Below are 21,409 nucleotides of genomic sequence, written 5' to 3'. Positions count from 1 at the left end.
GGGTCTATTCCAATGAGACAGGGAGTAATGAAGCAAAAGTTGCTGCGTTACCTGAAGCAAAGGATAGACCAGCTAACATTCTGATTTGGAATGTTTTAATGGGCTTCCAGCCATGTCGCTCCGCCGCCTCAATCCGCCCCTGAACCTGCTGCGCGCCTTTTCTACCGTGGTGCGCTTTGGCGGCGTGTCGCGCGCCGCCGAGGCGCTGCACCTCACCCAGGGTGCGGTCAGCAAGCAGGTGCAGGAGCTGGAGCGCTGGATCGGCGTGCCGCTGTTCGAGCGCAGCCGCAAGCGGCTGGCGCTCACGCCGGCGGGGGAGCGCTACGAGAAGTCGGTGCGCGCCATGCTCGCGCAGTTGGAAGCCGCCACGCTCGAGCTCATTACCAGCGGCGACGGCGGCGGTGCGCTGCACCTGTCCACACTGCCCACGTTCGGCGCCAAATGGCTCATTCCGCGCCTGCCCGACTTCCAGCGCCGCCATCCCCAGATCACCCTGCATTTCGTGCCCTATACGCACGGCTACGACTTCGAGCGGCCCGAGCTCGACTGCGCCATCCTCTTCGGAGACGGCCACTGGCCCGGGGCTCGGTCGCACTACCTGGCGGGGCAGGACGTGGCGCTGATCGCGCCGCGTGCCGGCCAGGCCGAGGTCGTCATTCGCACCGCGCAGGACGTGGCGCGCTGCACGCTGCTGCGCCATGTGACCGTGCCGCAATCGTGGCTGCAATGGAGCGAGGCGCACGGCGTGCGCGGGCTCGATCCGCTGGCCGGCCCGCAGTTCGACCAGTTCCAGACCATGATCCGCGCGGTCATGGTGGGCATGGGCGTCGCGCTGGTGCCGCGTTGCCTGGTGCAGGATGAAATCGCCTCCGGGCTGGTGGACGAGCCGCTGCCGGGCGGCGGCTACCGCGGCAACGAAGGCTACTGGTTCTGCTACCCCGAGGGCCGCGGCCAGCTGGCCACTCTCGACCACTTCCGCCGCTGGCTGCTGGCGGAGGTCGATCGCAACGCCGGAACGCCGCCGGCCGCCGCCTGACCGGCGTGGCGCTTATTCGGGCTTGGCGCCCGATGCCTTCACTGCGCCACCCCAGCGCTGGATCTCGCTTGCCACGAAGCGGTCGAACTCGGGGCCGCTGGTGGGCGTGGGCTCCGAGCCGCGGTCGCGAATGAAGCGCGCCATCTGCTCGCTCTTCAGGATGTCGGTCACTTCCTGGTTCAAACGCGCCGTGATCTCGGGCGGCGTGCCGCGCGGCGCCATCAGCCCGAGCCAGCCGACGGCTTCGAAGTCTTTCGTTCCCGAGACGCCGCTTTCGCGCACCGTCGGCACGTCGGGCAACTGCGAGGTGCGCCTGGCCGAAGTCACCGCGAGTGCAATTGCCCGGCCCGACTTGATGTGCGGCAGCGCGGCCGTCACGGAGTCGACCATCAGCGGCACCTGGTTGCCAAGAAAATCCGCCTGCGCCGGGCCGCTGCCGCGGTAAGGAATGTGGGTGATGAAGACGCGCGCAGCCGACTTGAGCATCTCGCCCGACAGGTGCTGGGTGCCGCCGATGCCGGCGCTCGCGTAGCTCAGCTTGCCGGGCTCGGCCTTGGCGCGTGCGGCCAGGTCGGCCATGCTGCGAATGCCGCTTTCGGGCGTGGCCAGGAACACCAGCGGCACCGTGGCGATGAGCGAAATTCCCACCAGGTCCTTGCGCGGGTCGAAGCCCGGCTTGGCGTAGAACGTCTGGTTCACCGCCATGGCGCTTCCGGCCACCACCAGCGTGTAGCCGTCGGCCGGCGAGCGCACCACGAACTCGGTGCCGATGTTGCTGCCGGCCCCGGCCTTGTTGTCGACGATGACCGGCTGGCCCAGCCGCTTGCCGAGTTGTTCGGCCAAGGCGCGCGCGAAGATGTCGGTGGCCTGCCCGGGCGGGAAGGGCACCACCAGCTTCACGGGCCGGTCGGGCCACGCGGCGGCCTGCGCCAGACCGCACGTGCCGCCAAACAATGCCGCGGCACCGGCCACCAGGCCGGCGGCGAAACGCCTGCGCTGCGCCTTCATGGTGCTGACAGGTGTTTGCCCACGATGCCCGCCAGTTCGAACATCGTCACCTGGTCCTTGCCGAACACCGGCTTCAGCTTGGCGTCGGCATTGATCGCGCGCTTGTTGGTCGCGTCCTGCAGGCCATTGGCCTTGATGTAGTCCCACAGCTTCTTGATGACCTCGGTGCGCGCCACCGGCTCTGCGCCGATGACCGCAGCCAACGAGTCGCTCGGCTTCAGTCCCGCGCCGGGCTTGCGCGGCGCGGCGGCCTTCTTCGCAGCCGGCGCCTTTTTGGCGGCGGGGGTCTTCTTTGCCGCCACCTTCTTGGCCGCGGCCGTCTTGCCCGCAGGCGCCGCCTTGCCGAAGGTCTTGCGCGGCGGGAACTTGCTGCCGCCTTCGCGCGGCGCGAACTCGAAGGTCACCTTGCCTTCTTCGGCATTCCACGTCAGGAAGGCCTTGAACGCGCGACGGGTGCGCATGCTCACGAACTTGTCGAGCAGGTCGGTCTTGCCGGTGGCAAGCAGCTTTTCCATCTGTGCGCGCTCCACCGGCTGCTGCAGGATGATCTTGCCGGTCTTGAAGGTGCAACTCGGCGTTGGCTGCGCGTTGGTGGGCACCGACTTCTCGCAGACATAGTTGCTGCCGTGCTCGAACACCGGCGCGCCGCAGATGGGGCAGGGGCCCACGGTGTCCTGCTCGCTGAAGTCGACGATCTCGCCGGTGTCGCCGTTCTTGTCGTCGCCAAAGTCGAACTCAAGCTTCCAGTTCTTCGCTTCGTCATCGAACTTCAGCACGATCTCCGACGTGAAGGGCCAGCCGGCCTTGGAGCGGAAGCCTTCCAGCGGGCCGATGTGCTTGTCGCGCAGCAGCGCCTCGGCCTCGGCCACTTCGAAGGTGCGGCCCGCCGGCGACTTGCCGAACGAGAAGCCGCAGGGCTCTTGCCCGGCCTTGCCGGTGCAGCTGTAGCGGCGGTAGTTTTCCTTCACCACGCCGCCGCAGTTGGGGCAGGGCGTGGCAAGCGTGGCGTAGTCGCCGGGCACGGTGTCGCGGTCGTATTCCTTGGCCTTCTTGACGATGTGCTGCGTCATCTCGGCAATTTCGCGCATGAAGGCGTCGCGGCTGAGCGCGCCCTTTTCCATCTGCGCAAGCTTGTATTCCCACTCGCCCGTGAGCTCGGCCTTGGAGAGTTCCTCAACGCCCAGGCCGCGCAGCAGCGTCATGAGCTGGAAGGCCTTGGCCGTCGGAATCAGCTCGCGGCCTTCGCGCAGCATGTATTTCTCGTTGATCAGGCCTTCGATGATGGCCGCGCGCGTGGCTGGCGTGCCCAGGCCCTTTTCCTGCATGGCCTCGCGCAGTTCGTCGTCGTCGATGGTCTTGCCGGCGCCTTCCATGGCGCCCAGCAGCGTGGCTTCCGAATAGCGCGCCGGCGGCCGGGTCTTCAGCGCCTTCAGGTCGGCCGATTCGGTCTTTACCGTTTCGCCGGGCTTCACCACCACCAGGTTCTTGCCGTCCTTCTCGTCGTCGTCGTTGACGGCTTCCTTGCCCCAGATGGCGAGCCAGCCCGGCTTGACCAGCACCTTGCCGTCGCTGCGGAACGGATACTTTTTGCCGCCGGCTTCCACCGTGCTGATGCGGGTGGTTACCTGGAATTCGGCGCTCGGGAAGAACACCGACATGAAGCGGCGCACCACGAAGTCGTACAGCTTCTGCTCGGCATCCGAAAGGCCGCTCGGCGCCTGCAGGGTCGGAATGATGGCGAAGTGATCCGACACCTTGGCGTTGTCGAAGATGCGCTTGTTCGGCTTCACGTAGCTGCCGTCGACCGCCTGCTGCGCGAAGGGCGCCAGATGCTTCATGCCGCTTGTGGCGAGCATCTTCATCGTGTCCTTCACCACCGGCAGGTAGTCCTCGGGCAGCGCGCGCGAGTCGGTACGCGGATAGGTCAGGGCCTTATGGCGTTCGTACAGGCTCTGCGCCAGCGCCAGCGTGGTCTTGGCCGAGAAGCCGAAGCGGCCGTTGGCTTCGCGCTGCAGCGAGGTCAGGTCGAACAGCATCGGCGAAGCCTGGGTGGTCGGCTTGCTTTCCTCGGTGACGGTGGCGGGCTTGCCGCGCGCCGCATCGGCGATCTCGCGGGCTTCGCGCTCGCTCCACACGCGGTCGGCCCGAATCTCGGCATCGGTTGCGCCGTCCGGGCCTGCCGGCGGCTTCTTGAAGTTCGCGTCGAACCACTTGCCGGGGTACTGGCCGGCCTCGGCCTGGAACACGCCGTGGATTTCCCAGTAGTCGCGGCTCACGAACTTGCGGATCTTTTCCTCGCGCTCGACCACCACCGAGAGCGTGGGCGTCTGCACACGGCCCACGGTCGTCAAAAAGAAGCCGCCGTCGCGCGAATTGAAGGCCGTCATGGCCCGCGTGCCGTTGATGCCCACCAGCCAGTCGGCCTCGGAGCGCGAGCGCGCGGCGTCGGCCAGGCCCTGCATCTGCTTTTCGGTGCGCAGCGCGTCGAAGCCGTCGCGAATGGCCTGCGGCGTCATCGACTGCAGCCACAAGCGCTTCACCGGCTTGTTCAGGCCCGTCTTGCCGCCCGCGTACTGCTCGATCAGGCGAAAGATCAGCTCACCCTCGCGGCCCGCGTCGCAGGCGTTGATGAGTTGCGTCACGTCCTTGCGCTTGGCCTGCTTGACCACGGCGTTCAGGCGCGTCTTGGTCTTGTCGACCGGCTTCAGGTCGAAGTGGGGCGGAATGACCGGCAGGTTCGCGAAGCTCCACTTGCCCCGCTTGACGTCGAACTCCTCGGGCGCCTGGATTTCGACCAGGTGGCCGACAGCGCTAGTCACAACGTAGCTTTCGTTCTCGAAATGCTCGTCGTGTTTGTCGAACTTGCCGGCCACCGGCGTGAGGGCGCGGACGATGTCCTGTGCCACCGACGGCTTTTCTGCAATTACCAAAGTCTTCATCAACATTCCTAAAAGAGTTCCCAGGCCGGCGCCGAGCCGCCTCAAGGCGGCCTGCGGCCCCCTTCGGGGGGCAGCGACGACACGCCGTGCGAGAGCGTGGGGGCCACATACAATCTGCGGCTTCCCGCGTGTGCGCACGCGCACACGCGCATGTGTGCATATTCAACCTAACAGACTTCGGCGATGCCTTCCAAATCCCCACAATTCGCCGGCCGCCGCATTCAGATGCGGCGTTCGGATGTCCACGGCAACGGCGTGTTCGCGGTGGACGACCTGGCCGAAGGCGAGACGCTGATCGAATACAAGGGTGAAGTCATCAGTTGGAAAGAGGCGCTGCGCCGCCATCCGCACGACCCTTCCCAACCCAACCACACCTTCTACTTCCACATCGACGACGGCCGGGTGATCGACGGCAACGTGAACGGCAATGCCGCGCGCTGGATCAATCACTCGTGCGAGCCGAACTGCGAGGCCGACGAAGTCAACGGGCGCGTTTATATCAAGGCCCTGCGCAACATCGCTGCAGGAGAAGAGCTCAACTACGACTACGGCCTGATCATCGACGAGCCCTATACGCCCAAGCTGCTGGCCGAGTTTCCGTGCTGGTGCGGCTCCGAGAATTGCCGCGGCACGTTGCTGACGCCCAAGGACGAAGACGAAGAAAAGAAAAAGAAGAAAAAAGCCAAGAAGAAGGCCGAGAAGAAAAAGGCCGAGAAAAAAGAAGCGAAAAAGGCAGACAGGAAAGCCGAAAAAAAGGCTGAAAAGAAGTCCGAGAAAAAGAAGTCTAAAAAGGACGAGGCCGGCAAGGGCTGAGCATGAGCACCACGGCCGAATGGTTCGAAGACCGGATTGCCGCGGCAGTGGCGCCGCTGCTGCCCGGGTTTGCGGTCGAGGCCGTGGCCGAGATCGACTCGACCAACACCGAGCTCATGCGCCGCGCGCGCGCCGGCCGCGCCGAGCCGGTGCTGCTGGTGGCCGAGCGCCAGACAGCCGGGCGCGGCCGCCTTGGCCGGCCGTGGCAAAGCGCGCAGCAGGGCGAGCAGCAAAACGCCGCCTCGCTCACCTTTTCGCTGGGCCTGCCGCTCGCGCCGCGCGACTGGTCGGGGCTCTCGCTGGCCGTGGGCGTCAGCGTGGCGGAAAGCCTCGATCCGTCCGGCGATGCGAAGGTGGCGCTCAAGTGGCCCAACGACCTGTGGGTGAACGACCGCAAGCTGGCCGGCATCCTGATCGAAACCGCAACGCCGCATGCGGGCCGCGCCGATGCGGCGGGCCCGCCGCGCTACCTGGTGATCGGCATCGGCATCAACATCGGCCCGCGCGAAGCCGAGGGCATGCGCACGCCGCCCGCGTGGCTGCGCCAATGGCGCCCTGACGCCACCGGGCCCGAGGTGCTTGCCGAACTTGCCGCGCCGCTGGTGCGCAGCGTGCAGGCCTTCGAGGCGCAAGGCTTCGCGCCCTTTGCCGAACGCTTTGCCGCGCGCGACGCATTGCGCGGGCGCGAGGTCCAGCTCAGCGACGGCAGCTTCGGCACGTGCGAAGGCGTGGCCTGGGGCGGCGAACTGCAGGTGCGCACGGCCGGGGGCTTGCAGATGGTCTCGAGCGACGAAGTCAGCGTGCGCCCTCGCGGCATGGCTTTTTGAGATTCACCATGAAGTTGCGCCTTGCACTGATCGTTCTCGTCCTGGCCAATGTCGGCTACTGGCTGTGGGCTCGCGGCGACCTGGCCGGCTTCGGATTGATGCCGGCCGGCATCACCGAGCGAGAGCCGCAGCGCCTCTCGCGCCAGGTTCACCCCGAATGGCTGCAGATCCGCAAGGACGGCAAGACCGGCAACGGCAACACCACCGCCGCGCCCTGAACGCGCTGCAGCTCAAGGCGCCAGCTCTTCGCCCTCGAAGCGCACCGTGAAGCGCGCCCCCGGCGGTTGCCGGCCCGGATGTGCGTCTTCGAGCTTGACCTGCGCATGGTGCTGGTTGGCAATCTCCCGCACGATCGGCAAACCCAGCCCCGAACCATCGGCCTCGTTGCCGAGCACGCGGTAGAAGGGCTCGAACACCAGTTCGCGATCGGATTCCGCAATGCCCGGGCCGTTGTCTTCCACCTGCAGCAGCACCACATGCCCGAACGGATCGGCCAGCACGCGCGCGGTGATCACGCCTGGCCGCTCAGGGGTGGAGGGCGTGTAGTTGATGGCGTTGTCGACCAGATTGCGCACCAGTTCCTTCAGCAAGGTGGCGTTGCCTTCGAGCACCACGCCGGGAGCACCTTCCTCGGCGCCGTCGTAGCCGAGGTCGATACGCTTCTCGATGGCGCGCGGCACGGCTTCGCGCACCACTTCGATGGTGAGGCGTGCCAAGTCGCAGGGTTGGCGGCCTGTGCCCGCGCCGGTGCTTTCGGCACGGGCGAGAGATAGCAACTGGTTGACGGTGTGGGTCGCGCGCACGCTGGCGCGGCCAATCTGCTTGAGCGACTGCTTGAGCTCGTCAGCGTTGGCGCCTTCACGCTGCGCCAGGTCGGCCTGCATGCGCAAGCCCGCAAGCGGCGTCTTGAGCTGGTGCGCCGCATCGGCGAGAAAGCGCTTCTGGGTGTGGATGGAATCGTTGAGCTTGTCCAGCAGTTCGTTCACCGAAGACACCAGCGGCACCACTTCGAGCGGCACCGACGATTCGTCGAGCGGGCTCAGATCGCCGGGGCGCCGCTCGCGGATGCGCGCCTCCACCACCGAGAGCGGCTTGATGCCGCGCACCAGCGCCAGCCAGATCAGCAGCACTGCGAGCGGCAGGATCGCGAACTGCGGCAGCAGCACGCCCTTGATGATTTCGATGGCCAGCACCGACTGCTTCTCGCGCGTCTCGGCCACCTGCAGCAGCGCGGGGGCCGAGTCGTCGCCGCCGTCGGCCAGCCAAAGCGACGCCACGCGCACCGGCTTGCCGCGCATCTCGCCGTTGCGAAGCGAAACCACGCCCGTGACCGGGGGCTCGTCGGTGTTGGGGTGCGGCACGTCGGCCTCCCCGCTCAAGAGCTTGCCGTGGCTGTCGAGCACCTGGTAGTAGACGCGGTCGGCATCGTCGGCCCGCAAGATCTCCCGCGCCGGCTGCGGCAGCACGAACTCCGTCTGGCCCTGCTGCACGGTGACCAGGCGCGCCAGCGTCTGCACGTTGTATTCGAGCGCGCGGTCGAATGGCGCGTTGGCAATGCCCTGTGCCACCAGCCACGTGACGCCGATGCTCACCGGCACCAGCAGCAGCAGCGGCGTGAGCATCCAGTCGAGGATCTCGCCGAACAGTGAGCGCTGCGCGCGCTGGAACAGTTTCAAGGCTTGCGGTCTCCGAAGCCCTCGGGCGAGCCCCCGGCGGTCATTGCTGGATTTTTTCGAGGCAATAGCCCAGGCCGCGCACGGTGGCAATGCGCACCGGCCCCTTTTCGATCTTCTTGCGCAGGCGGTGGATGTAGACCTCGATGGCGTTCAGGCTCACTTCCTCGCCCCATTCGCAGAGGCGCTCCACCAGCTGGTCCTTGCTGACCAGGCGGCCGGCGCGCTGCAGCAGCACCTCGAGCAGCCCGAGTTCGCGCGCCGAGAGCTCGACCATCTTGCCGTCGATGGTGGCCACCCGGCCGGCCTGGTCGTACACCAGCGGGCCATGCCGGATGGTGTTGCTGGTGGCGCCCATGCCGCGACGCGTGAGTGCCCGCACGCGCGCTTCGAGCTCCTGCAGGCTGAAGGGCTTGGCCATGTAGTCGTCGGCGCCGTGGTCCAGGCCCTTGACGCGTTCTTCCACGCTGTCGGCCGCGGTGAGCACCAGCACGGGCAGCTGCGAACCGCGCGCGCGCAGGCGCTTGAGAATTTCGATGCCGTGCAGGCTGGGCAGCCCGAGATCGAGAATCAGCAAATCGAACTCGCTGTGCGTCATGAGCGCGGTGTCGGCCTGCGAGCCGTTCGCCACGTGGTCGACCGCCGCGCCCGAGGTGCGCAGGCTGCGCAGCAGGGCATCGGCCAGCACCTGGTCGTCTTCGGCAATCAGAATCCGCATGAGCCACCTCCGGCCGGTTCGGGCGCCGCGCCGGCGCCGTTCACATTTGTCTCTCGCAGCCGAGTCTAGCCCGCTGTGTACGCTTCCAGACCGATGGTTACCACGGTGGCGACGTCGTTGCCGACGCTGGCGCGGAACTCGCGCTCGGCCTGCGTAACGGCGCTGCGGAAGGCGTCGAGCCATGCCAGCCCGTCGGCGGTGAAAAGCACACGCCGCGCCCGTGCATCGAGCGGATCGGGCCCGCGTGTGACCAGGCCCCAGGCCTCGCATTGGTCCACCAGCGCCCCCATCGCCTGTTTGGTCATGCCGGCGCGCTCGGCCAGCTCGGTCAGTCGAGAACCCTCGCGTGCCAGGTGCCGCGTGATGTGGATGTGCGCGGCGCTCACCTGGGCGCGCGCGGCCAGGTTCGACAGTGCCAGCGGCACATCGACGTCGTGCGCCATGAGTTCGAGCACGCGCTCGTCGAAGCGGCGCATCGCATGGCCCAGCAGGCGGCCCAGGTGGGTTTGCCGCCAGGCATCGGGATCGGTCGGAAAAGCGCTTTCAGCCATCGCTCAAATGGTAAAGCAAACTGACTAAAAAGTAGGTTTACTCAAACCAATGAGCCCCTACACTACTGTTCAAGCATCCAGCCTGTAATTAAAAGCAGATGGATGGCAGTCACACACAAACCGTTGATTTTCAAGGAGATTTCCACATGGACGCAGTCGTCAAGGGCGCAAGCATCTCGGTCGCCAACAGTGAAAAGGCCAAGGCCCTGCAAGCCGCGCTGGCGCAAATCGAAAAGCAGTTCGGCAAGGGCACGATCATGCGGCTCGGCGAAGGCGAGGCGCTCGAGGACATCCAGGTGGTTTCCACCGGCTCGCTCGGCCTTGACATCGCGCTGGGCGTCGGCGGCCTGCCGCGCGGCCGCGTCATCGAAATCTACGGTCCTGAATCGTCGGGCAAGACCACGCTCACGCTGCAGGTCATCGCCGCCATGCAAAAGCAGGCCGGCACCTGCGCCTTCGTCGATGCCGAGCATGCGCTCGACGTGCAATACGCCCAGAAGCTCGGCGTGAACCTGTCCGACCTGTTGATCAGCCAGCCCGACACCGGCGAGCAGGCGCTCGAAATCGTCGATTCGCTGGTGCGCTCGGGTGCCGTGGACCTGATCGTTGTCGACTCGGTCGCCGCGCTCACGCCCAAGGCCGAAATCGAAGGCGAAATGGGCGACTCGCTGCCCGGCCTGCAGGCCCGCCTCATGAGCCAGGCGCTGCGCAAGCTCACCGCCACCATCAAGAAGACCAACTGCATGGTCATCTTCATCAACCAGATCCGCATGAAGATCGGCGTGATGTTCGGCTCGCCCGAAACCACCACCGGCGGCAATGCGCTGAAGTTCTACGCCTCGGTGCGCCTGGACATCCGCCGCATTGGCACCATCAAGAAGGGCGACGAGGCCATCGGCAACGAAACCAAGGTGAAGGTGGTGAAGAACAAGGTCTCGCCCCCGTTCAAGACGGCCGAGTTCGACATCCTGTTCGGCGAAGGCATCAGCCGCGAAGGCGAAATCATCGACATGGGCGTGAACGCCAAGATCCTCGACAAGTCGGGCGCCTGGTACGCCTACAACGGCGAGAAAATCGGCCAGGGCCGCGACAACGCACGCGAGTTCCTGCGCGAGAACCCCGAGTTGTCGCGCGAAATCGAAAACAAGGTGCGCGAGTCGCTGGGTATCCCGCTGCTCGCAGCCGATGCAGACGCCCCCGCGACCGAAAAGGCCGAGAAGCCTGCAAAGGCGGCCAAGGCCGAGAAGGCTGACAAGGGCGAGTAAGCGAGCACGGCGCGGCTCCTGTGGGCCGCGCAAGCGAACAGCAGGCATGGCATTCGGTGCTCCCTCACTCAAAGGCCGCGCGTTGCGGCTCCTGAGCCAGCGCGAGCACTCGCGCGCGGAGCTGGAGCGCAAGCTGGCCAAGCATGAAGAAGAGCCCGGCACGCTGGCCCGCGCGCTCGACGAACTGGCCGCCAAGGACTTCATCAGCGAGCCGCGCGTGGTGGCATCGGTGCTGAACCAGCGCGCCGCCCGCTCGGGCGCACTGCGGGTGCGCCAGGAACTGCAGGCCAAGGGCATTGCGCCCGAAGCCATCGCAGAGGCCGTGGCCAGCCTGCAAGACACCGAAGTAGAGCGCGCCACTGCGTTGTGGCGCCGCCGTTTCGACGCACCGCCTGCCGATGCGAAGGAGCGCGCCAGGCAGATGCGCTTTCTGATGGCGCGCGGCTTCCCGGGCGCGGTGGTGGCCAAGGTACTCAGGAGCAATTTCGATGGCGACAACGAACCAGGCGAGTGAAGATGCTGCCGCGATGCAGTCCCGTGTCGTCACGCAACGCGTGGCCTGCGACTGGCGCCGCGCCTATGCGCTGGCCTCAGACCCGGGCCGGTTGCCCGATTGGGCGAGCGGCCTGGCCAAGAGTGCACTGGTGCCGCACGGCGATCATTGGGTGGCCACCACGCCGGATGGTGAAGCCCGGCTGCGCTTCGCACCCGCCAACGATTTTGGTGTGCTCGACCATTGGGTAGCCCCCGAAGGCGTGTCCGAGATCTATCTGCCGTTTCGCGTGATCGGCGTGGCGCCCGGCATTTGCGAGTTCCAGTTCACGCTGCTGCGTCAGCCGCATATGGACGATGCGGCCTTCGAGCGCGACGCTGCCTGGATTGCGCGCGACTTGCAGTCGCTGCGGCGCTTGCTCGAAGCGGACTGAGCCGCGGGCCGCCCTGCCTCCTCGCCCCGGCGGGGCATGCGGCTGGGGGTTCATCCAATGGCATGATCGGCGCGGCCGGTCCCACTCGAGGGCCGCCTTCACAAAACTTCGGAGGAGGGAACCCCATGTCTTCAGGACCTGCAGACCAGCCGTCGCTCGTGCGCACAGGCGCCAAGGCCGGCGCCGCTTTCATCGGATCAGCGGTCAAGGGCGGCTTGCTCTCGCTCATCCTCGGCGGCGGCGTCTTCTTTTACTACCTGAGCCAGCTGCAGGGTCCCGGCAACACGGCGGCGCGTGCGGGCGGCGCCGGTGCCGTGCTCGCGTTGGTCACGTCGCCTCCTCTGCTGGTTGCGGTGCTGCTGCTTCTCTTTGTGGCCGTCTACATGATGCTCGGTGTGCAACAGGGCCGGGCCAAGGCCATGCAACACCTGGTGGCCGCGCGCGGCGAGGCCGTGTCCGAGCGGCTGGGCGGCGCAATCGCGGGCCGCATCGAAGCCATGCCGCGCACGCACGGCACGCTGCAGCGCGCGGCCGACTGGCTGTCGGTCGATGCCCTGAGCAAACAGCTTGCGCCGGTGCTGGGCGAAGGCAAGGCAGTGCGTGCGGTGGTCGGCTTTGTGCTCAACCGATTGCCGCTCAGCGACATGCTTGCCGAATGGCAGCAAGGCCGTGCTGAACACGGCCTGCCGCCGGCTGCAGAAGAGGGCGCGGCGCAAGACCCCGCGCTGCGCGCGCTGCTCACGCGCCGCATCAACGAAACGCTGCAGGAAATGTCGACGCCTTCACGCAAGCCGCTCTACATTGCGCTGGGCGCGCACGCGGTGCTGCTGGGCGTCGGCCTCTGGCTCGTCAGGTGAACTGACTGGGAACGACGGCTGGCGCTCAGAGCGCCAGCATCAGCTTCAGGTTCTGTACCGCGGCGCCGCTGGCGCCCTTGCCCAGGTTGTCCAGGCGTGCAATCACTACCGCATGGCGGTGGTCTTCATTGGGGAACACGCGGATCTCGAGCTCGTTGGTGTCGTTGAGCGCCAGCGCGTCGAGCTTGCCGTTGTCGGTGGGCAGCAGCACTTTCACGAACTGCTCGGGCGTGTTGCTCCTGGCGTAGTGCGCGGCAATGGCGTCGTGCAGGTCGCCGGCCTTCGGCTTGCCGGGCAGCAGGTCGAGGTGCAGCGGCAGCTGCACGAGCATGCCCTGCTTGAAATTGCCCACCGAAGGAATGAAGACGGGCCGGCGGGTGAGGCCGGTGTACTTCATGATTTCAGGGATGTGCTTGTGCTTGAGGCCGAGCGCGTAGGTTTCGAAAAGCGGCGCCTTGCCGCCTTCGTAGTCTTCGATCATGGCCCGTCCGCCGCCCGAATAGCCGCTGACCGAGGGCAGCGAAACCGGGAAGTCGGCCGGCAGCAAGCCCGCATCGACCAGCGGGCGAACGATGGCGATGGCGCCCGTGGCATAGCAGCCCGGGTTGCCGACGCGGTCGGCCGCGGCCACGGCCTGCCAGTGGCCTTCTGCCAGTTCAGGAAAACCGAACACCCAGCCCGGCGCCACGCGGTGCGCGGTGGAGGCGTCGATGATCTTTGGCTTTTTGCCCGGCAGCTGGTCGATGAGTGCAACCGATTCGCGGGCCGCGTCGTCGTGCAGGCACAGCACCACCAGGTCGACGCCGGCCATCAGCTCGCGCTTGGCGTTCACGTCTTTTCGCAGCTCGGGCGCAATGCTCACGAGTTCGATTTGCGGCATCGTCTGGAGCCGCTCGCGAATTTGCAAGCCGGTGGTACCGGCTTCGCCGTCGATGAAAACCTTGGCCATATCGGAGTATCCGTGGGGTCGCTAGAAGAAAGTACGTATTGACCGCAAGGTCACGTCGAGTATTGGTGCGCCGCACCATGATACAGTCCGCGGTTGTTCGCCGCCCCCAACCGTCAGGTTGCCGTCGCCCGCGAACAACAGAGCCAAAGACGCCTCAGACCCCAGATCTCCCGTTCTCAACTTCCTCCTTCCGAGAGACAACCCTCATGAAGATTCACGAGTACCAAGGCAAGGAAATTCTTGCCAAGTTCGGCGTGCCGGTGCCGCGCGGCATTCCGGCCTATACGGTTCAGGAGGCGGTCGAGGCCGCCCAGAAACTTGGAGGCCCGGTCTGGGTCGTCAAGGCCCAGATTCACGCGGGTGGCCGCGGCAAGGGCGGCGGCGTCAAGGTCGCCAAGTCCATCGAGGACGTCAAGAAGCTCGCCGGCGAAATCCTCGGCATGCAGCTCAAGACCCACCAGACCGGCCCCGAAGGCCAGAAGGTGCGCCGCCTCTACATCGAAGATGGCGCCGACATCAACAAGGAATACTACGTCTCGGCCGTGACCGACCGCGCCACGCAGAAGATCGCGTTCATCGCATCGAGCGAAGGCGGCATGGACATCGAGGAAGTGGCCCACTCCACGCCCGAGAAGATCATCACGGTCTACGCCGACCCCAAGGAAGGCCTGACCGACGCGCAAGCCAAGGAAATTGCCGACGGCATCGGCATGCCGGCCGACTCGAGCGCGCAAACGGTCGACATCCTGAAGAAGCTCTACACCTGCTACATGGAGACGGACGCCTCGCTGGTCGAGATCAACCCGCTCAACCGTGACAGCAAGGGCAACGTCATGGCGCTGGACGCCAAGTTCAACTTCGACAGCAACGCGCTGTTCCGCCACCCCGAAATCGTGGCCCTGCGCGACCTGGACGAAGAAGACGCAGCCGAAGTCGAAGCCTCCAAGTTCGACCTGGCCTACATCTCGCTGGACGGCAACATCGGCTGCCTGGTGAACGGTGCCGGCCTGGCCATGGCCACCATGGACACCATCAAGCTGTTCGGCGGCGAGCCGGCCAACTTTTTGGACGTGGGCGGCGGCGCCACCCCCGAGAAGGTCACCGAAGCCTTCAAGATCATGCTGAAGAACAAGAATGTCGAGGCCATCCTCGTCAACATCTTCGGCGGCATCATGAAGTGCGACACCATCGCCACCGGCGTGATCGCAGCCTGCAAGGCCGTGAACCTGCAAGTGCCGCTGGTCGTGCGCATGAAGGGCACCAACGAAGTCGAAGGCAAGAAGCTGCTGGCCGATTCGGGCCTGCCGATCATCAGCGCCGACACCATGGCGGAAGCGGCCCAGAAGGTCGTGGCAGCAGTCAAGAAGGCCTAAGGAACAAGTCATGTCGATCTACATCAACAAAGACACCAAAGTCATCACGCAGGGCATTACCGGCAAGACCGGTCAGTTCCACACTGAAAAGTGCCAGGAATACGCCAACGGCAAGAACGCCTTCGTGGCAGGCGTGAACCCGAAGAAGGCCGGCGAGTCGATCTTCAACATCCCGATCTTCGGTTCGGTGAAGGAAGCCGCTTCGCAAACCGGCGCCACCGTATCGGTGATCTACGTGCCGCCGGCAGGCGCGGCCGCCGCCATCTGGGAAGCCGTCGAGGCCGACCTGGACTTGGCGATCTGTATTACCGAAGGCATTCCGGTTCGCGACATGCTCGAAGTGCGCAACAAGATGAAGGCCAAGGAAGCGGCCGGCGGCAAGAAGACCTTGCTGCTGGGCCCGAACTGCCCCGGCCTGATCACGCCCGACGAAATCAAGATCGGCATCATGCCCGGCCACATTCACCGCAAGGGCCGCATCGGCGTGGTCTCGCGCTCGGGCACGCTCACGTATGAAGCCGTGGCGCAACTCACCGAAATCGGCCTCGGCCAATCGTCGGCAGTCGGCATCGGCGGCGACCCGATCAACGGCCTGAAGCACATCGACGTGATGAAGGCTTTCAACGACGATCCGGACACCGACGCGGTCATCATGATCGGCGAAATCGGCGGCCCCGACGAAGCCGACGCAGCCCGCTGGTGCAAGGAACACATGAAGAAGCCGGTGGTCGGCTTCATCGCCGGTGTTACCGCCCCTCCCGGCAAGCGCATGGGCCACGCCGGCGCGCTGATCTCGGGCGGTGCCGACACGGCCGATGCCAAGCTCGCCATCATGGAAGAGTGCGGCTTCACCGTGACGCGCAACTTCTCGGAACTGGCAAAGCTGCTCAAGGCACAGCTCTAAACCGCAGTAGATCCCCTCTCTGCGCACCACGCAAAAAGAAAAAAGCGCCCGCAAACCTTGCGGGCGCTTTTTTCACTACAACACAGTGGAAAAAGAGACATGGAACTCCTTCAAAGCACCGATTTCTGGATCGGCCTGGTCAAGATTGTCTGGATCAACATCATTCTTTCGGGTGACAACGCCGTGGTGATTGCCATGGCCGCCCGCTCGTTGCCGCCCGCGCAGCAGCAAAAAGCCGTGCTGTTCGGCTCGGGCGCGGCCGTGGTGCTGCGCATTGTGCTGACCGTTGTTGCGGCCAAGCTGCTGGCACTGCCGTACCTGCAGATCGTCGGCGGCCTGCTGCTGCTGTGGATCGGCCTGCAACTGCTGAGCGAAGAAGAAGAGGATGACGGTGAGGCCAAGGAATACGGCAGCATGCTCGCGGCCGTGCGCACCATCCTGCTGGCAGACCTGGTCATGAGCCTGGACAACGTCATTGCCGTGGCCGCTGCGGCGCAAGGCAGCATGGTGCTGCTGGTGCTCGGCCTCGCAATCAGCATTCCGCTGGTGATTTTTGGCAGTACGCTCATGATCAAGCTCATGGAACGTTTTCCGATCATCGTCATGCTGGGTGCCGCCCTGATCGGCTGGGTCGGCGGGGAAACCATTGCAAGCGACGTGTCGCTGCACGGCGTGCTCGCCGCCAACCCCTGGCTGCACTATGCGGCTGCGGCTGCCGGCGCGGTTTTTGTCGTGGCTGCCGGCCGCCTGCTGCAAAAGCGCGCCCGCGCCTTGGCCGGGCACTGACGCCGCGCGCCCCGCTTGTACAAAATGGTGAGCGTCGGCGCGTCCCTCTTCTCCAATCGGCCCCCGCTGTCCTGGGAGTTCGCCGCGCTGACCGACGTCGGGCGCGCGCGTGCCCACAACGAGGACGACCTCCATGTCGATCCGGCGCTTGGCCTTGCCGTGCTGGCCGATGGCATGGGTGGCTACAAGGGCGGCGAAGTGGCCAGCGCCATGGCCGTGTCGCTGGTGCATGCCAGCTTTGCCCGATGGTTTGCGCAAGCCGGCCCCCAGGCGCCCGCACGCGTGATCCGGCGCGCCCTGCAAGCCGCCACCGACGAGGCGAATTCCGCCATTCTCGAAGCCGGCATTGCCAACGATGAGCTGCAAGGCATGGGAACGACCCTGGTGCTGGCGGCTTTCCGGCCCCAGCGCGTGCTGGTTGGCCATATCGGCGATTCGCGCTGCTACAGGCTTCGCAACAACAAGCTCGAGCAGCTCACGCGCGACCATTCGCTGCGCCAGCAGCAGCTCGACGCGGGCGCAATCACCGCCGAGGAGGCGCTGCATTCGCCCCATCGCAATTTGGTAACCCGGGCTGTGGGCGTAGAGGCACAGGTCGTCCTCGAAATGCACGAGCACACCGCAAGGCCCGACGACCTGTATATGCTGTGCTCCGACGGGCTCAGTGAGATGATCTCGGATGCGCAGCTTTTCACGCTTTTGAACCACGATGTCGGGCTCCAGCAGAAAGTATCACTTTTGGTTGCAATTGCAAACGACAATGGCGGACGGGATAACATTTCGGTTGTCCTGGCAAAAGCGCGCGTCCAAGATGCGCCTTCTGCCGCCTAGCCCCAGGTCCGAGCGACTGCCTGTCGCCGCGCCTGCCACCAACCAATTTCTGTAAATCGGGGAGTCGGCAATGCCGAAAATGATCATTTCGGTCGATGGCGTTGTCATCGAGCAAGTGGCGCTCGCCAAGGACCGCACCACGCTGGGACGGCGCGCCTACAACGACATCGTGATCGACAACCTGGCGGTCAGCGGCGAGCATGCCGTGCTGCACATGCGCGGCGGCGAGGTCGAGATCGAAGACCTCAACAGCACCAACGGCACCTACGTGAATGCGCTGGTCGTCCAGAAGCAGGTGCTCAAGGACAACGACGTCATCGAACTGGGTGGCTGCCGCATTCACTTTCGCGCCCGCAACAGCCATGGGCTCGGCGCCGGGTCGGCGCACAACGCAGCGGGCGATTTTTCTTCTCCCATTCCCCTGTCGTCCGCGCCAACCGAAGCCGGTGCGCTGGTCGAGCTTGGGGTGCCGGTCCTGCGTGACCTTTCGGACATGACCGGCGGGCAAGACCTGCCGCTGCAGAAGGTCGTTACCACCATCGGCAAGCCCGGCGTTGCCGTGGCGGTTGTCACGCGCCGCAGGCAAGGCTATGTGGCGGCCAGCGTCATGGGCGAGGTCCGGCTCAATGGCGCTCCGCTCGGCGCCGACGCAGTCGGCTTGCAGGAAAGCGACGTGCTGGAACTCGGCGGCGCCACGCGCATGCAGTTCGTCCGGGTCTGATCTCGAGGCCCGCGTAGCGCCCATGCCATGAATGCGCTCCGGCGGCATTGGCCACGCATCGTCATCACCCTGCTGCCGGTCTTGCTGGCCTTGGCGCATGCCACCGGGGCCTGGCGCCTGAGCGGGCTCGACCAGCTCGACCACCTGATCTACGACACGCGCCTGCGCGCCACCATGCCGGCAACGCTCGATCCCCGTATCGTCATCGTGGACGTCGACGACGCCAGCCTGGCGCGGCAAGGGCAATGGCCGTGGGCGCGCGACAAGCTTGCCCGGCTCACCAGCGAACTCACCGGACGCCAGCAGGCCGCGGTGCTGGGCTTCGACGTGATGTTCGTCGAGCCGGACCGCAGCTCCGGCCTCGACAAGCTGCGCCAGGTTGCGCGCGGCCCGCTGCGCGACATGCCCGGCCTGGCCGGCGAAATCGAGCGCCTGGCGCCAACGCTCGACAACGACGCCATCTTTGCCAGGGCCATGGACCGCCAGCCCGTGGCGCTCGGCTACTACTTCACGAGGACCGAAAAAGCGGGCGCCAAGGGGCAGCTGCCGGCGGCTCCGTTGCTGCCGCCCGAGGCCTTTCCGGCAAACCGCGGTTACGCCACGGAGTGGAACGGCTTTGGTGCCAACCTCCCCGTGCTGGCGGCCGCCGCGCCGGCGTCGGGTTTTCTCAACACGCTGGTCACTTCGACCGGCCAGGGTGTCATTCGCACGGTGCCGCTCATCGCCCGCTATGAGGGCGACCATGGCCGGCCGGGCTACTACGAATCGCTGGGGCTCGCCGTCTACCGGCTCGCCAATGGCACGCCGCCGGTGCTGCCGGCTTTTGCGCAGGGCGGCTCCGTGCCGCGGCTTCAATCGCTCATCGTGGGCGGACTGCGCGTGCCGGTCGATCAAACCGCCAGCATGCAGGTGCCGTTTCGCGGGCCTGGCGGTGCGAACGGCGGCTCGTTCCGCTACGTGCCGGCCGCGGACGTGCTCGAAGGCCGTCTTGCGCCGGGCGAACTCAAGGGCAGGATCGTGCTCGTCGGCGCTACAGCGCCCGGTTTGCAAGACCTGCGTGCCACCCCTGTAGGAGCCGCTTTTCCCGGCGTCGAAGTGCACGCCAACGTCGTGTCGGCCATGCTCGACCGCCGCCTGCTCGCAGTGCCCGACTACGCGCCCGGCTACGAGGTGCTGAACGTGATCGTTGCGGGGCTTGTGCTGGCACTGGGCCTGACGCTGCTCCCGGCGCCGCGTGCCGTGGTGCTGGGCATAGTCACCGTCGCCGTACTGGTCGGCGTCAACGCCTGGCTCTACCAGAACCACAGCCTTGTGCTCCCGCTGGCGTCGGCACTGGCCATGGTGGCACTCGCTTTCGTCCTGAACATGGGCTGGGGCTATTTCATCGAGGCCCGGGCGCGGCGCGGGCTGGCGCGGCTTTTCGGCACCTATGTGCCGCCGGAGCTGGTCGACGAGATGCTCGTTACCCCGGGCCGCTACAGCATGCGCGCAGAGAGCAAGAACATGACCGTGATGTTCTGCGACATGCGCAACTTCACCCGCCTTTCGGAGCAGATGACGCCGGCCGAGCTGCAGGCCTTTCTCAACGCCCTTTTCAACCGGCTCACCAGCGTGATCAGCACGCACCGCGGCACCGTCGACAAATACATGGGCGACTGCGTCATGGCCTTTTGGGGCGCGCCCATCGATACCCCCGACCACGCCACCCTTGCCGTGCGCGCCGCGCTTGAAATGGCCGAAGCCGTGCGCGACGTCAACAAGCTTCATGGTGCCGAGGGGCGCCCGCAGATCAGCGTGGGCATCGGCATCAACAGCGGCGTGATGAGTGTCGGAGACATGGGCTCCGCGGCGCGGCGCAGTTACACCGTTGTCGGCGATGCCGTCAACCTCGCGTCCCGGCTCGAAGGCCTGAGCGCGCACTACGGCGTGGAAATCGTCGCCAGCGGAGCCACCCGCGAACTCGCCCCCGGCATCCTGTGGCAAGAGCTCGACAGCGTGCTCGTCAAAGGCAAGGCCCAGGCCATTACCGTGTTCACTCCGCTCGGGCCCGACGCTGCAGCCCAGACGGCCGCCGCGCAGCAGCAAGCCGATCAACTGCACCGCTGGGCCGGTGTTCTGGAAGCCTACCGCCGCCAGGACTGGGCCGCAGGCAGAAACCTGCTCGATCCCCTGCTTGCCGCGGATGCCAAAAAAGTCCTTTACCAGCTCTACGCCCAGCGATTAGCCTCCATGGCATTGCGGCCTTACGACCCTGAATGGGACGGCGCCACCCGCTTCGAAACCAAATGACGACAGGCACAAGCAAGGGGTCTTTCACAATGCAGGTTCGCGTGCTGGGTTGCTCGGGCGCCATTGCCAAGGACTGCCGGACCACATCCTTCCTGGTCGACACCGACCTGCTCGTCGACGCGGGCACCGGCGTGGGCGACCTCACGCTCGACGAAATGGCGGGCATCGACGACGTAGTGCTTACCCACTGCCATCTCGACCATATTGCCGCGCTCCCCCTCATGCTCGACGCCGTTGGCGCGCGTCGCACCCGGCCCGTGCGCGTACATGCCTTGCGGTCGACCATCGAGGCGCTGCGCGCCCACGTGTTCAACAACGTCATCTGGCCCGATTTCGAAACCATTCCGAGCCCGCAGGCGCCGTTCGTGAGTTTTCACGACATCACCGTCGGGCAAATCCTGCAGCTCGGCAGCGCCAGGCCCAAGCGTGTCGAAGTGCTGCCTGCCGTGCACACCGTGCCCGCCTGCGGCTTTGCCGTTTGCCGCGCCGAGGGAGGCGCGAACTGGGTTTTTACCGGGGACACCGAACGCAACGCGCCCTTCTGGGATCGCGTCAACGCGCTGGACGTGGCCATGCTGGTCATCGAAACCGCCTTCAGCAACCGCGAACAGGCGCTGGCCGAACGCAGCCTGCACCTGTCGCCCCGCGTGCTGGCCGACGAACTGGCGCTCATCGACCCGGGCAAGCAGTACCCGATCTACATCACGCATACCAAACCGGCGGAAACTGAAGAAATCATGAGCCAGATCCAGTTGCTGGCGGGGCACCAGGTGGCGGGGTTGGCGCAGCGGGATATCCGGTGGTTGAAGGCGAACGGGGTGCTGACTTTTTGAGCGGGCAGGGTTGGCATGACAAATTTGTCACGACCTGAAGCTTTCTTGGGCAGGTTGTGTCACGCGATGTAACTTGTGTACACTTGAAGTGACCGATTTCGTCGGCGAAA

At 65.8% G+C, this 21,409-nt stretch carries 21 protein-coding genes; 15 read left to right on the top strand and 6 right to left on the bottom strand.

The genetic code is table 11. The annotated features are described in order from the left end of the window. Positions 1–112: 112 nt before the first annotated feature. The gene (locus QHG62_RS00385; RefSeq protein WP_281148843.1) at positions 113–1,036 is read left to right on the top strand and encodes a LysR substrate-binding domain-containing protein; all 924 of its coding nucleotides are present in this window, start codon (positions 113–115) and stop codon (positions 1,034–1,036) included. A gap of 12 nt (positions 1,037–1,048) precedes the next feature. Here the strand turns inward: QHG62_RS00385 and QHG62_RS00380 are convergent, their stop codons facing one another. Together QHG62_RS00380 and QHG62_RS00375 are read right to left on the bottom strand one after the other, a co-directional pair. Beyond that, positions 1,049–2,044 carry a tripartite tricarboxylate transporter substrate binding protein gene (locus QHG62_RS00380; RefSeq protein ID WP_281148842.1) on the bottom strand — a complete coding sequence of 332 codons (996 nt, stop codon included), beginning with the start codon at positions 2,042–2,044 and terminating at the stop codon, positions 1,049–1,051. Then, complete coding sequence (locus tag QHG62_RS00375) at positions 2,041–4,983, bottom strand: DNA topoisomerase III (protein ID WP_281148841.1); 2,943 nt, start codon at positions 4,981–4,983, stop codon at positions 2,041–2,043. The genes QHG62_RS00380 and QHG62_RS00375 overlap by 4 nt, the downstream gene beginning before the upstream one ends. 183 nt (positions 4,984–5,166) lie before the next feature. Here QHG62_RS00375 and QHG62_RS00370 point away from each other — a divergent pair, with 183 nt between their 5' ends. The 3 genes from QHG62_RS00370 to QHG62_RS00360 are packed head-to-tail and all read left to right on the top strand — an operon-like array spanning position 5,167 to position 6,841. Next, complete coding sequence (locus tag QHG62_RS00370; RefSeq protein WP_281148840.1) at positions 5,167–5,796, top strand: SET domain-containing protein; 630 nt, start codon at positions 5,167–5,169, stop codon at positions 5,794–5,796. A gap of 2 nt (positions 5,797–5,798) precedes the next feature. Next, the gene (locus QHG62_RS00365) at positions 5,799–6,623 is read left to right on the top strand and encodes a biotin--[acetyl-CoA-carboxylase] ligase (RefSeq protein ID WP_281148839.1); all 825 of its coding nucleotides are present in this window, start codon (positions 5,799–5,801) and stop codon (positions 6,621–6,623) included. 8 nt (positions 6,624–6,631) lie between these two features. Then, on the top strand, positions 6,632–6,841 hold the full coding sequence (locus QHG62_RS00360) for a sporulation protein (protein WP_126749614.1): 210 nt from the start codon (positions 6,632–6,634) through the stop codon (positions 6,839–6,841). 12 nt (positions 6,842–6,853) lie between these two features. Here the strand turns inward: QHG62_RS00360 and QHG62_RS00355 are convergent, their stop codons facing one another. The 3 genes from QHG62_RS00355 to QHG62_RS00345 all read right to left on the bottom strand — a co-directional run bounded on the left by QHG62_RS00355 (position 6,854) and on the right by QHG62_RS00345 (position 9,565). Beyond that, the gene (locus tag QHG62_RS00355; RefSeq protein WP_281148838.1) at positions 6,854–8,299 is read right to left on the bottom strand and encodes a sensor histidine kinase; all 1,446 of its coding nucleotides are present in this window, start codon (positions 8,297–8,299) and stop codon (positions 6,854–6,856) included. Positions 8,300–8,339: 40 nt separating this feature from the next. Continuing rightward, the gene (locus QHG62_RS00350; protein ID WP_126749612.1) at positions 8,340–9,014 is read right to left on the bottom strand and encodes a response regulator; all 675 of its coding nucleotides are present in this window, start codon (positions 9,012–9,014) and stop codon (positions 8,340–8,342) included. A gap of 65 nt (positions 9,015–9,079) precedes the next feature. Further along, positions 9,080–9,565 carry a MarR family winged helix-turn-helix transcriptional regulator gene (locus QHG62_RS00345; RefSeq protein ID WP_281148837.1) on the bottom strand — a complete coding sequence of 162 codons (486 nt, stop codon included), beginning with the start codon at positions 9,563–9,565 and terminating at the stop codon, positions 9,080–9,082. Between the two features lie 146 nt (positions 9,566–9,711). Between QHG62_RS00345 and recA the strand changes: the two genes are divergently transcribed. From recA to QHG62_RS00325, 4 genes are all read left to right on the top strand, one after another. Beyond that, complete coding sequence (gene recA / locus QHG62_RS00340) at positions 9,712–10,830, top strand: recombinase RecA (protein WP_281148836.1); 1,119 nt, start codon at positions 9,712–9,714, stop codon at positions 10,828–10,830. 46 nt (positions 10,831–10,876) lie between these two features. Next, positions 10,877–11,344, top strand: a complete 468-nt coding sequence (gene recX / locus QHG62_RS00335; protein ID WP_281148835.1) for a recombination regulator RecX — start codon at positions 10,877–10,879, stop codon at positions 11,342–11,344. Continuing rightward, entirely contained in the window at positions 11,319–11,756 is a 438-nt protein-coding gene (locus QHG62_RS00330) for an SRPBCC family protein (protein ID WP_281148834.1), read from the top strand. The genes recX and QHG62_RS00330 overlap by 26 nt, the downstream gene beginning before the upstream one ends. Positions 11,757–11,881: 125 nt before the next feature. Beyond that, positions 11,882–12,613, top strand: a complete 732-nt coding sequence (locus QHG62_RS00325) for a hypothetical protein (protein ID WP_281148833.1) — start codon at positions 11,882–11,884, stop codon at positions 12,611–12,613. 25 nt (positions 12,614–12,638) lie between these two features. Here the strand turns inward: QHG62_RS00325 and argC are convergent, their stop codons facing one another. Continuing rightward, a complete protein-coding gene (argC, locus tag QHG62_RS00320) occupies positions 12,639–13,562 on the bottom strand; it encodes an N-acetyl-gamma-glutamyl-phosphate reductase (RefSeq protein WP_281148832.1) in 924 nt (307 codons plus the stop codon). 206 nt (positions 13,563–13,768) lie between these two features. Between argC and sucC the strand changes: the two genes are divergently transcribed. The 7 genes from sucC (at position 13,769) to QHG62_RS00285 (ending at position 21,299) form a co-directional block, all read left to right on the top strand. Continuing rightward, complete coding sequence (sucC, locus tag QHG62_RS00315; protein WP_281148831.1) at positions 13,769–14,935, top strand: ADP-forming succinate--CoA ligase subunit beta; 1,167 nt, start codon at positions 13,769–13,771, stop codon at positions 14,933–14,935. A gap of 10 nt (positions 14,936–14,945) precedes the next feature. After that, the gene (gene sucD / locus QHG62_RS00310) at positions 14,946–15,839 is read left to right on the top strand and encodes a succinate--CoA ligase subunit alpha (RefSeq protein ID WP_007828710.1); all 894 of its coding nucleotides are present in this window, start codon (positions 14,946–14,948) and stop codon (positions 15,837–15,839) included. Positions 15,840–15,938: 99 nt separating this feature from the next. Beyond that, positions 15,939–16,625, top strand: a complete 687-nt coding sequence (locus QHG62_RS00305) for a TerC family protein (RefSeq protein ID WP_281148830.1) — start codon at positions 15,939–15,941, stop codon at positions 16,623–16,625. Positions 16,626–16,649: 24 nt separating this feature from the next. Then, on the top strand, positions 16,650–17,456 hold the full coding sequence (locus QHG62_RS00300; protein ID WP_281148829.1) for a Stp1/IreP family PP2C-type Ser/Thr phosphatase: 807 nt from the start codon (positions 16,650–16,652) through the stop codon (positions 17,454–17,456). 70 nt (positions 17,457–17,526) lie between these two features. After that, entirely contained in the window at positions 17,527–18,177 is a 651-nt protein-coding gene (locus QHG62_RS00295; RefSeq protein WP_281148828.1) for an FHA domain-containing protein, read from the top strand. A gap of 27 nt (positions 18,178–18,204) precedes the next feature. After that, positions 18,205–20,466: a CHASE2 domain-containing protein gene (locus QHG62_RS00290; protein WP_281148827.1), complete on the top strand. Its 2,262-nt coding sequence runs from the start codon at positions 18,205–18,207 to the stop codon at positions 20,464–20,466. Between the two features lie 29 nt (positions 20,467–20,495). Continuing rightward, the gene (locus tag QHG62_RS00285) at positions 20,496–21,299 is read left to right on the top strand and encodes a 3',5'-cyclic-nucleotide phosphodiesterase (RefSeq protein ID WP_281151840.1); all 804 of its coding nucleotides are present in this window, start codon (positions 20,496–20,498) and stop codon (positions 21,297–21,299) included. Positions 21,300–21,409 lie beyond the last annotated feature (110 nt).

It is taken from the genome of Variovorax paradoxus, from assembly GCF_029919115.1.
In the GTDB taxonomy this organism is placed as follows: Bacteria; Pseudomonadota; Gammaproteobacteria; order Burkholderiales; family Burkholderiaceae_C; genus Variovorax; species Variovorax paradoxus_O.
This window is presented reverse-complemented; position numbering and strand designations above follow the sequence as displayed.

Coding starts and splice junctions, on each gene's coding strand:
- recA (WP_281148836.1), top strand. CDS start 9,712: ATGGACGCAGTCGTCAAGGGCGCAAGCATCTCGGTCGCCAACAGTGAA.
- QHG62_RS00330 (WP_281148834.1), top strand. CDS start 11,319: ATGGCGACAACGAACCAGGCGAGTGAAGATGCTGCCGCGATGCAGTCC.
- QHG62_RS00380 (WP_281148842.1), bottom strand. CDS start 2,044: ATGAAGGCGCAGCGCAGGCGTTTCGCCGCCGGCCTGGTGGCCGGTGCC.
- QHG62_RS00375 (WP_281148841.1), bottom strand. CDS start 4,983: ATGAAGACTTTGGTAATTGCAGAAAAGCCGTCGGTGGCACAGGACATC.
- QHG62_RS00350 (WP_126749612.1), bottom strand. CDS start 9,014: ATGCGGATTCTGATTGCCGAAGACGACCAGGTGCTGGCCGATGCCCTG.
- QHG62_RS00370 (WP_281148840.1), top strand. CDS start 5,167: ATGCCTTCCAAATCCCCACAATTCGCCGGCCGCCGCATTCAGATGCGG.
- QHG62_RS00290 (WP_281148827.1), top strand. CDS start 18,205: ATGAATGCGCTCCGGCGGCATTGGCCACGCATCGTCATCACCCTGCTG.
- QHG62_RS00365 (WP_281148839.1), top strand. CDS start 5,799: ATGAGCACCACGGCCGAATGGTTCGAAGACCGGATTGCCGCGGCAGTG.
- recX (WP_281148835.1), top strand. CDS start 10,877: ATGGCATTCGGTGCTCCCTCACTCAAAGGCCGCGCGTTGCGGCTCCTG.
- QHG62_RS00305 (WP_281148830.1), top strand. CDS start 15,939: ATGGAACTCCTTCAAAGCACCGATTTCTGGATCGGCCTGGTCAAGATT.
- sucD (WP_007828710.1), top strand. CDS start 14,946: ATGTCGATCTACATCAACAAAGACACCAAAGTCATCACGCAGGGCATT.
- argC (WP_281148832.1), bottom strand. CDS start 13,562: ATGGCCAAGGTTTTCATCGACGGCGAAGCCGGTACCACCGGCTTGCAA.
- QHG62_RS00360 (WP_126749614.1), top strand. CDS start 6,632: ATGAAGTTGCGCCTTGCACTGATCGTTCTCGTCCTGGCCAATGTCGGC.
- QHG62_RS00385 (WP_281148843.1), top strand. CDS start 113: ATGTCGCTCCGCCGCCTCAATCCGCCCCTGAACCTGCTGCGCGCCTTT.
- QHG62_RS00345 (WP_281148837.1), bottom strand. CDS start 9,565: ATGGCTGAAAGCGCTTTTCCGACCGATCCCGATGCCTGGCGGCAAACC.
- sucC (WP_281148831.1), top strand. CDS start 13,769: ATGAAGATTCACGAGTACCAAGGCAAGGAAATTCTTGCCAAGTTCGGC.
- QHG62_RS00325 (WP_281148833.1), top strand. CDS start 11,882: ATGTCTTCAGGACCTGCAGACCAGCCGTCGCTCGTGCGCACAGGCGCC.
- QHG62_RS00295 (WP_281148828.1), top strand. CDS start 17,527: ATGCCGAAAATGATCATTTCGGTCGATGGCGTTGTCATCGAGCAAGTG.
- QHG62_RS00285 (WP_281151840.1), top strand. CDS start 20,496: ATGCAGGTTCGCGTGCTGGGTTGCTCGGGCGCCATTGCCAAGGACTGC.
- QHG62_RS00300 (WP_281148829.1), top strand. CDS start 16,650: ATGGTGAGCGTCGGCGCGTCCCTCTTCTCCAATCGGCCCCCGCTGTCC.